This window comes from Levilinea saccharolytica (assembly GCF_001306035.1).
Lineage (GTDB): Bacteria > Chloroflexota > Anaerolineae > Anaerolineales > Anaerolineaceae > Levilinea > Levilinea saccharolytica.
This window is the reverse complement of the sequence record NZ_LGCM01000064.1, coordinates 65,714-73,172: the sequence shown is the minus strand read 5'-3', so window position 1 is coordinate 73,172 and position 7,459 is coordinate 65,714. Positions and strand designations below refer to the sequence as shown.

Here is a 7,459-nt window from a genome sequence, read left to right as displayed (position 1 = left end):
CACTGCCACCCCCTCTCCCACCCCCATCCCCGCCGTGCGCGTGGATCAGGCCGACCGCTGGACCATCGAGGGCAATTTCACCCGCGCCATTGAAGAGAACACCACCGCGCTGGAAGCCTCCACCGACGCCGAAACCCAGGCCGCTGCCCTCTACGGCATTGGCCGCGCCCAGTATTTATATGGAAACTGCATCGCCGCCGTGCAGGCGCTGACCACCGTCACCGAACAATACCCCAACAGTTCCGCGCGCGCCAACGCCTTCTTCCTGCTGGCCGAATGCTACCGCTCCCAAAACAACCCCACCGCTGCCGTCACCGCCTACCGCCAATACCTCACCCTGCGCCCCGCCGTGCTGGATGCCTTCGTCCAGGAGCGCATCGGCGACACCTTGCTCGAATCGGGCGACGCCGCCGGGGCGGTCCCCGCCTTCGAGGCTGCCCAGGCGTCTGCCCCCTCCCCCGCCGCGGTGCAGACGCTGGATGTCAAAATTGGCCGCGCCTACGCCGCCCAAAGCGACCACATCAACGCCGTGCGCAAATTCATGGCCGTCTATGAATCCGCCGCGGATGATTATCTCAAAGCCCAGATGAATTTCCTCTCCGGGCAGTCCTATTTGGCCCTCGGCCTGCCCGATCAGGCCTACGCCCGCTTCCAGGACTCGGTTGTCAACTACCCCAAAGCCTACGACAGCTATTCCGGTCTGGTGGCCCTGGTGGATGCCGGCATCCCCGTCTCCGATCTGGACCGCGGGATTGTGGATTATTACGCCCGCCAGTACGGCCTGGCCCTGGATGCCCTCACCCGCTACCTGGATACCACCCCCGACCACAACGGCACCGCCCACTATTTCAAAGGCCTCAGCCTGTATTACCTCGGCGATTATGCTAAGTCCCTGCAGGAATGGCAGGCTCTCATTGACGACCACGGCGGCGACCGTTTTTGGCGCGACGCCTGGGACGAAAAGGCCTATACCCTGTGGACCGGGCTGAACCAATACAAGCAGGCCGCCGAGACTCTGCAAGCCTATGTGGCCCTCATGCCCGGCGACGAGAAGGCCGGTGACTTCCTCTACGAAGCAGCCCGCATTCTGGAGCGCGGCAATGACCTGGAAGGAGCCGCCCTCCAGTGGGAAAAGCTCATGGATCAATACCCCGCCTCCGAGCTTTCCTCCCGCGGCCTCTTCCTGGCCGGCGTCACCCGCTATCGGATGCAGCAGTACCCCCAGGCGCTGACCATCTTCCAGCGCGCCCAGGTGCTGGCATCCACCCCCGCCGAGCAGGCTCAGGCCTTGTTCTGGATCGGTAAAACCCAGCAGGCGCAGAACGACCCCGCAGCCGCGCGCCAATCCTGGGAACAGTCCGCCCAGCGCGACCCCGGCAGCTACTACAGCATCCGCGCCCGTGATATCCTTCTCAACGAGCCGCCCCTGGCCATCCCCTCCACCTACGACCTCACTGTCAATTGGGACGAGGAACGCCGCCTGGCCGAGCTGTGGCTGCGCAGCACCTTCGCCGTCCCCGCCGAAACCGACCTGACCATCCTCGGTCCCCTGGGCAGCGACTCGCGCATGGTACGCGGCACCGCCCTGTGGGAATTGGGCTTTTACCGCCTGGCCGCCCAAGAGTTTGAATCCCTGCGCACTGAAGTCACACTCGATCCGGTGGCCAATTACCGCCTGATGAACCACCTGCTCGACCTGGGCTTTTACCGCCCGGCCATTTTCATCAGCCGCCAGATCCTCACCCTGGCCAATCTGGACGGCGACGCCGCCTTCACCGCCCCCAACTATTTCAACCATGTGCGCTTCGGCCCCTATTACAGCGAGGCCGTAGTCGAAGCCGCGCAAAAAGAGGGCTTCTCCCCCCTGCTGCTCCTGTCGGTCATCCGCCAGGAAAGCTTCTTCGAAGGCTTTGCCCAATCCTCGGCCGGGGCCGTCGGTCTCATGCAGGTGCTGCCCGACACCGGCCAGGAAATCGCCAGTGAAATTGGCTGGCCCGCCAACTACACCCGCGCCGATCTGCTGCGCCCCCAGGTCAGCATCCGCTTCGGCAGCCACTACCTGCGCCGCTGGCGTGATTACTTTGGCGGCGATCTCTACGCCCTGGCGGCCTACAACGGCGGCCCCGGCAACGCCATCACCTGGAAAGACCTTTCCGGCGAAGACCCCGACCTGTTCCTGGAGGTCATCCGCGCCGCCGAAACGCGCCAATACGTTCTGCAAATCACCGAATTTATGAACATCTACCGCCGCTATTACACCGTCGAGCCTTAAGTCTCCCCCATGCGTCAAAGGAAACGGGCAGGCCGCTGCAATCCGGCCTGCCCGAATGAGTTAACCGCTAAACGTTCTATTCCACCAGCAAGCGCAAAGGCTGTTCCAGGTAATCCGCCAGCGCCTGCATAAACTGCGCCGCCTCGGCTCCATCCGTCACACGGTGATCGGCCGAAAGGGTGGCCTTCATGCGCAGCCCAACCGTCACCTGCCCATCCTTCACCACCGGAACTTCACGGGCCGACCCCACCGCCAGGATGGCGGCTTCGGGCGGGTTGATGATGGCGATGAAGTGTTCCACATCGTACATCCCCAAATTGCTGATCGAGAAGGTAGAACCTTCAATATCGTCAGGCCGCACCTTGCCGGAGCGCGCTCGGCTGACTAGATCGCGAATTTCACCCGAAAGCGTGCGCAGCGGTTTGGCGTCTGTGGCGCGGGTCACGATGGTCAAGAGCCCCCCTTCCACCGCCACCGCCACACCCACATTCACCGCGCCGTGACGCACCAATTGGCCTTCTTTTAAAGAAGCGTTCAAGTTGGGGAAGCGCCGCAGGCACAGCCCCACCGCCTTGACGATGAAATCGTTCACCGACAGCTTATCTTCTTCCGGCAGCAGCGCGTTCACCTGCTTGCGCAGCCCCAGCAGAGCTTCCATGTCGTACTCGTGGGTCACATAGAAATGCGGCAGCTGCTGTTTCGATTCGGTCATGCGCCGCCCAATCGCCACACGCAGCCGGTCTAACCCCACCACCTCGTCGGCACGCGCCGCAGCCGCGGGAACTGCCGCGGGAATGGTCGCCGCGGGCGCCGCCAGGGCAGAAACAGCCGCCGGGCCAGCCTTCAAGGCCGCTTCCACATCCCGCTTCACAATTCGTCCGCCGGGGCCGGTTCCGCGCACGGCAGCCAAATCCAGACCGTTGTCCGCGGCAATCCGCCGCGCCAGCGGAGAAGCCACCACCGGCCCGCTGCTCACCGGAGCCGCCGCCGCAGGCTGAGACGCCGCGGGGGCAGCCGGCGCGGGGGCCGCAGCCGCCGGTGCAACCGCTTTTTCCGGCGTGCCGCTCAACCCGGGCACATCTTTCACTTCCTCGCCTTCCGCGCCAATCACCGCGATGGGCGTGCCCACCGGCACGATGGCGCCTGCCTCCACCAAATGGCGCGCCACCACCCCCGAAAAGCTCGATTCCACTTCCACCGTGGCCTTATCGGTTTCGATCTCCGCCAACACGTCGCCCTTGGCAATCGTGTCGCCCTCGTTCTTCACCCAGCGCACCAACGTGCCTTCGGCCATGTCGAAGCCCAGCTTGGGCATGCTCACGATTTCGGCCATTACAGCACCTCCTTCACCGCCGCCACAATGTCTTCCACATGCGGCAGCGCCATCTGTTCCAGCGTGCGGTTATAGGGCAGCGGCACTTCCTTCTGCGCCACCCGCTTTACCGGCGCATCCGCGTAATCAAAGGCCTGTTCGTAAATCCGCGTAGCCACCTCGGCCCCCACCCCATAAGACGGCCAGCCCTCTTCCACCACCACGGCGCGGTTGGTCTTCTTAAAGGACTCAATCACCGGCCCCATATCCAGCGGGCGCAGTGAGCGCAAATCCACAATCTCCGCCTCAATGCCTTCCTTGGCCAGCTCATCCGCCGCCTTCAAAGACAGCTCCAGCATCTTGCTGTAGGTCACAATCGTCACGTCTTTGCCCGGCCGCTGCACGGTGCTTTTGCCGATGGGCACAATGTATTCGCCTTCCGGCACTTCGCCGCGCGTCTGGTACAGGGTGGCGTGTTCAATGAACAGCACCGGGTCTTCGCTGCGGATGGCTGCCTTCAGCAGGCCCTTGGCGTCCGCCGGGGTGCCGGGGGCCACCACTTTCAACCCAGGGAAATGGGCAAAAATGGCGTCCGGTGTCTGCGAGTGGGTGGCGCCCAGCTGACGGCCGCCCCCGCCCGGTGCACGGATCACCATCGGCACGCGCATCTGCCCGTTGAACATATAATGCAGCTTAGCCGCCTCATTGACAATGTGATCCATCGCCACAAAAGCAAAGTTGATCGTCATCATCTCCGCCACAGGCCGCAGGCCGGTCAGCGCCGCGCCAATGGCCGCACCGATGATGGCCGCCTCGGCGATGGGGGTGTCCTTCACCCGTTTGGGGCCAAAATGATCATAAAAACCTTTGGTCACGGCATAGGTGCCGCCCCATACCCCCACTTCTTCCCCCAGGATGAACACGCGCTCATCCCGTTCCATCTCCTCCCATAAAGCCTGAGAGATCGCTTCACGCATTGTAATCCGGGCCATGTCGCTCTCCTCCTATTCCTCAACGTAAATATGCTTGAAGAGCTCTTCCGCCGCAGGCTCCGGGCTGTTCTCCGCAAATTCCACCGCTTCCGCAATTTCTTTCTCCGCGGATTGGTCCTGCGCGTTCAATTCGTCTTCACTGGCAATCTGATGATCCACCAAATATTTGCGATAAATGCCGATCGGGTCATTCTCTTCCCATTTGCGAATTTCATCCGGCTTGCGGTAGCGCTCCGGGTCGCCCATCGAGTGGCCGCGGAAACGGTAAGTCATAATCTCCAGGAATTGCGGCCCGCCCCCCGCCCGGATCTCTTCCATCATCTTTCCGGCCACTTCGCGCACATCCATCAAGTTCATGCCGTCCGCCACAGCGTTTTTCATGCCGTAGCCGTCGGCCTTGCGCCGGATTTCAGAAACCGCCGAGGCGCGTTCCACCGCCGTGCCCATACCGTATTGGTTATTTTCGCACACCCACAGCACCGGCAGATTCCAGACCTTCGAAAGGTTCAGGGCTTCGTGGAAGAAGCCGATATTGGTGGCCCCATCCCCAAACATGCAGATGGTGACCGCCGCGTTGCCCTGATACTGGTCACCCAGGGCCAGCCCCGCTGCCAGCGGCAGGTGCGCGCCCACAATGGCGTGCCCGCCCCAGAAATTTTTCTCCACATCCGCCAGGTGCATCGAGCCGCCCTTGCCGCCTGAAACGCCCGTAGCCTTTCCCAGCATTTCGGCAATGATCCCGCCCGCCGGCAGCCCGCAGTTGATGGCCACACCATGATCGCGGTAGGCGGTGATCACGCGATCTTCGGGCCGCCGGGTGGAGATCAGGCCGGTGCTCACGGCCTCTTGGCCGATGTACAAATGCAGAAAGCCGCCAATTTTACCCTGCTGGTACAGTTCGGCCACTTTTTCTTCCAGGAGCCGAATGACCACCATCTGATGGTACAGATTCAAGTATTCTTGTTTCTCCATCGTCGGAGTTCCTCCAGTCGCGTTATGTCAACTTCCCAACGTCCCAGGTGGTCCGCAGAAGTTGTCTGAGTCTGTCGATGTTCCCGGGTCGGGCCGTCCGTCCCTCCGCACAACCCTTGTGAAGATTATACCAAAAGCTGTCCAATTAATCTCGTGCGCCGCGCCTGCGTACAGGCTTTCTTAACCATCACTTATAAAAACAAGAGCCCGGCCGTGCCAGACTCTTGTTTTCTTTAAGAAGGGTGGAGCCGATGGAAATCCTGGTTCTAGGCTTCCGCCTCGTCTTCCACGGCGGGCATGGTGCTCATCTCCTGCGCCAGGCTGCGCCCGCGTGCGCGCATATAGGCATTGCGCATGAAATACCACACCAGACCGCTGCCAAACATCACCGCAAAAATCACCAGGCTGCCCGCGCGCAGCGTCCCACCCACCGCCGGGAACAAGAAACTAGAAACAATCAGCCACAGCAGGTACGCCAGGGTAATGCCGCCCATGATGGTGATGACCGGCACGCGCCCCACCTTCAGCCGCACCAACGGGCTGGCCGACTCAAACCATTCTTTGCGCAGGAACGGGAAGAAGGTCATGGCCGCCACCGGAACCAGTTGAGCGCAGACCACAAAGAACACGAAGTTCAACTGCGACCCCAACGCACCGCCCTGGGCCGCGTCGGTCACCCCAAACTGGGCCAAAACCGCCACAATCAGCACCGCCAACATCGGGCTGCGCAAGGTCGGGTGCACATAATCTATACCGAAGGGAACCAGGCCGTCTTTCGCCCACGCTAAAATGATACGGCTGCAGTACATAAAATAGGTTTGCACCAGATTGATCAGCGTCACCACCCACGCCAGACTGACCACGCCGACCAGGTAGATATTGGGCCGCAGGATTGCAGCATAGAAGATAATCCACGGCATGGCCGTTTCCGTCTGGCCAGTCTGGTACAAATAGCTTTGTGCCGAAAGCCACTGCGGCGGCACCAGCCGCCACAAGATCATCGTCGCCCCAATGAAAATAGCCCAGGTGAAGATCAGCGAAACCCAGGAGCCCGCCAAAAGGTTGCGGCCGGGTTTCTTCACCTCACCCGCAAAAAAGGTCGGGATAAAATAGCCGTAAAAAATCCAAAAGCCCACCAAAAGCCCCGCCAGGGTCACCGAAGCCGGGTTGGTCACCATCTGCATGCCGTTGGCCGCCGCCAGGGTGATCTGCAGCCCATAGCTGCCCGCGCCCATAAAACGGTCCCAGGCCGCCGGAAAAGCGCTGGTAGGAACCGAGAGCATCTGGTAGTACAAAATGCCCCAACCTGCAATCCCCAAAACCAACCCGCCGCCCAAAATGCGCTGAATGGTGCGCGCCGGTAAAATCGTCCCCACAAAGGCGATCACGGTGCAAATCGTGCCGATCAAGATCACGCCGTCCTGCGAAGCCGCCGAAGCGGCCATCTCCAACAGGCTGCTGTCATTCGTCACCGTTCCCAAAATGCGCAGCAGGGTGGGGATAGTGGACTGTGGGATGAGCGCAATCAACGAGCCTGCCACCAGCGCGCTGAAGATCACCAGAGTCCAGCTGGCGGCAAAGCCCAGCGGGCGGCTGAGCACGCGGGTCGAAACCACATAATCCGCGCCGGAATAAGGGGCCAGGGTGCCCATCACCGCATAGGTGTAGGCGTGAAACAGGCACAGGATCATGGCGATGGTGAGAATGCTCACCAGATTAGCGCCTGGCCACAAGCCTGCCACAGTAGAAAAGGGCAGCAGACCCGAGGAGGATAAGCTGATGCATTGAATCCCAAAAATGGCTGCTCCCAAAAAGCCAACAACTCGCACCAGGCCGCGGCCTTTGGTTAAAGATCGCTGGACGAACGACGCTCCCGCAGAGATTCCCGCCATGCTTATGTCCTCCTACCAC

General features: G+C 61.5%; 5 protein-coding genes. 1 reads left to right on the top strand and 4 read right to left on the bottom strand.

Going from position 1 to position 7,459, the window contains the following annotated elements; translation table 11 throughout:
• On the top strand, positions 1 to 2,272 hold a 2,272-nt coding region (locus ADN01_RS17170; protein ID WP_075071316.1), incomplete at its 5' end, for a tetratricopeptide repeat protein.
• Positions 2,273 to 2,348: 76 nt separating this feature from the next.
• Here ADN01_RS17170 and ADN01_RS17165 read toward each other — a convergent pair.
• The 4 genes from ADN01_RS17165 to ADN01_RS17150 form a co-directional block, all read right to left on the bottom strand.
• Positions 2,349 to 3,605 (bottom strand): dihydrolipoamide acetyltransferase family protein, encoded by a 1,257-nt coding sequence (locus ADN01_RS17165; RefSeq protein ID WP_062419313.1) that lies wholly within the window; start codon positions 3,603 to 3,605, stop codon positions 2,349 to 2,351.
• A complete protein-coding gene (locus ADN01_RS17160) occupies positions 3,605 to 4,576 on the bottom strand; it encodes an alpha-ketoacid dehydrogenase subunit beta (protein ID WP_062419314.1) in 972 nt (323 codons plus the stop codon). The genes ADN01_RS17165 and ADN01_RS17160 overlap by 1 nt, the downstream gene beginning before the upstream one ends.
• A gap of 12 nt (positions 4,577 to 4,588) precedes the next feature.
• Entirely contained in the window at positions 4,589 to 5,548 is a 960-nt protein-coding gene (gene pdhA, locus ADN01_RS17155; RefSeq protein ID WP_062419315.1) for a pyruvate dehydrogenase (acetyl-transferring) E1 component subunit alpha, read from the bottom strand.
• 266 nt (positions 5,549 to 5,814) lie between these two features.
• Positions 5,815 to 7,440: an amino acid permease gene (locus ADN01_RS17150; protein WP_062419316.1), complete on the bottom strand. Its 1,626-nt coding sequence runs from the start codon at positions 7,438 to 7,440 to the stop codon at positions 5,815 to 5,817.
• Between the last annotated feature and the right edge of the window lie 19 nt (positions 7,441 to 7,459).

Coding starts and splice junctions, on each gene's coding strand:
- ADN01_RS17150 (WP_062419316.1), bottom strand. CDS start 7,440: ATGGCGGGAATCTCTGCGGGAGCGTCGTTCGTCCAGCGATCTTTAACC.
- pdhA (WP_062419315.1), bottom strand. CDS start 5,548: ATGGAGAAACAAGAATACTTGAATCTGTACCATCAGATGGTGGTCATT.
- ADN01_RS17165 (WP_062419313.1), bottom strand. CDS start 3,605: ATGGCCGAAATCGTGAGCATGCCCAAGCTGGGCTTCGACATGGCCGAA.
- ADN01_RS17160 (WP_062419314.1), bottom strand. CDS start 4,576: ATGGCCCGGATTACAATGCGTGAAGCGATCTCTCAGGCTTTATGGGAG.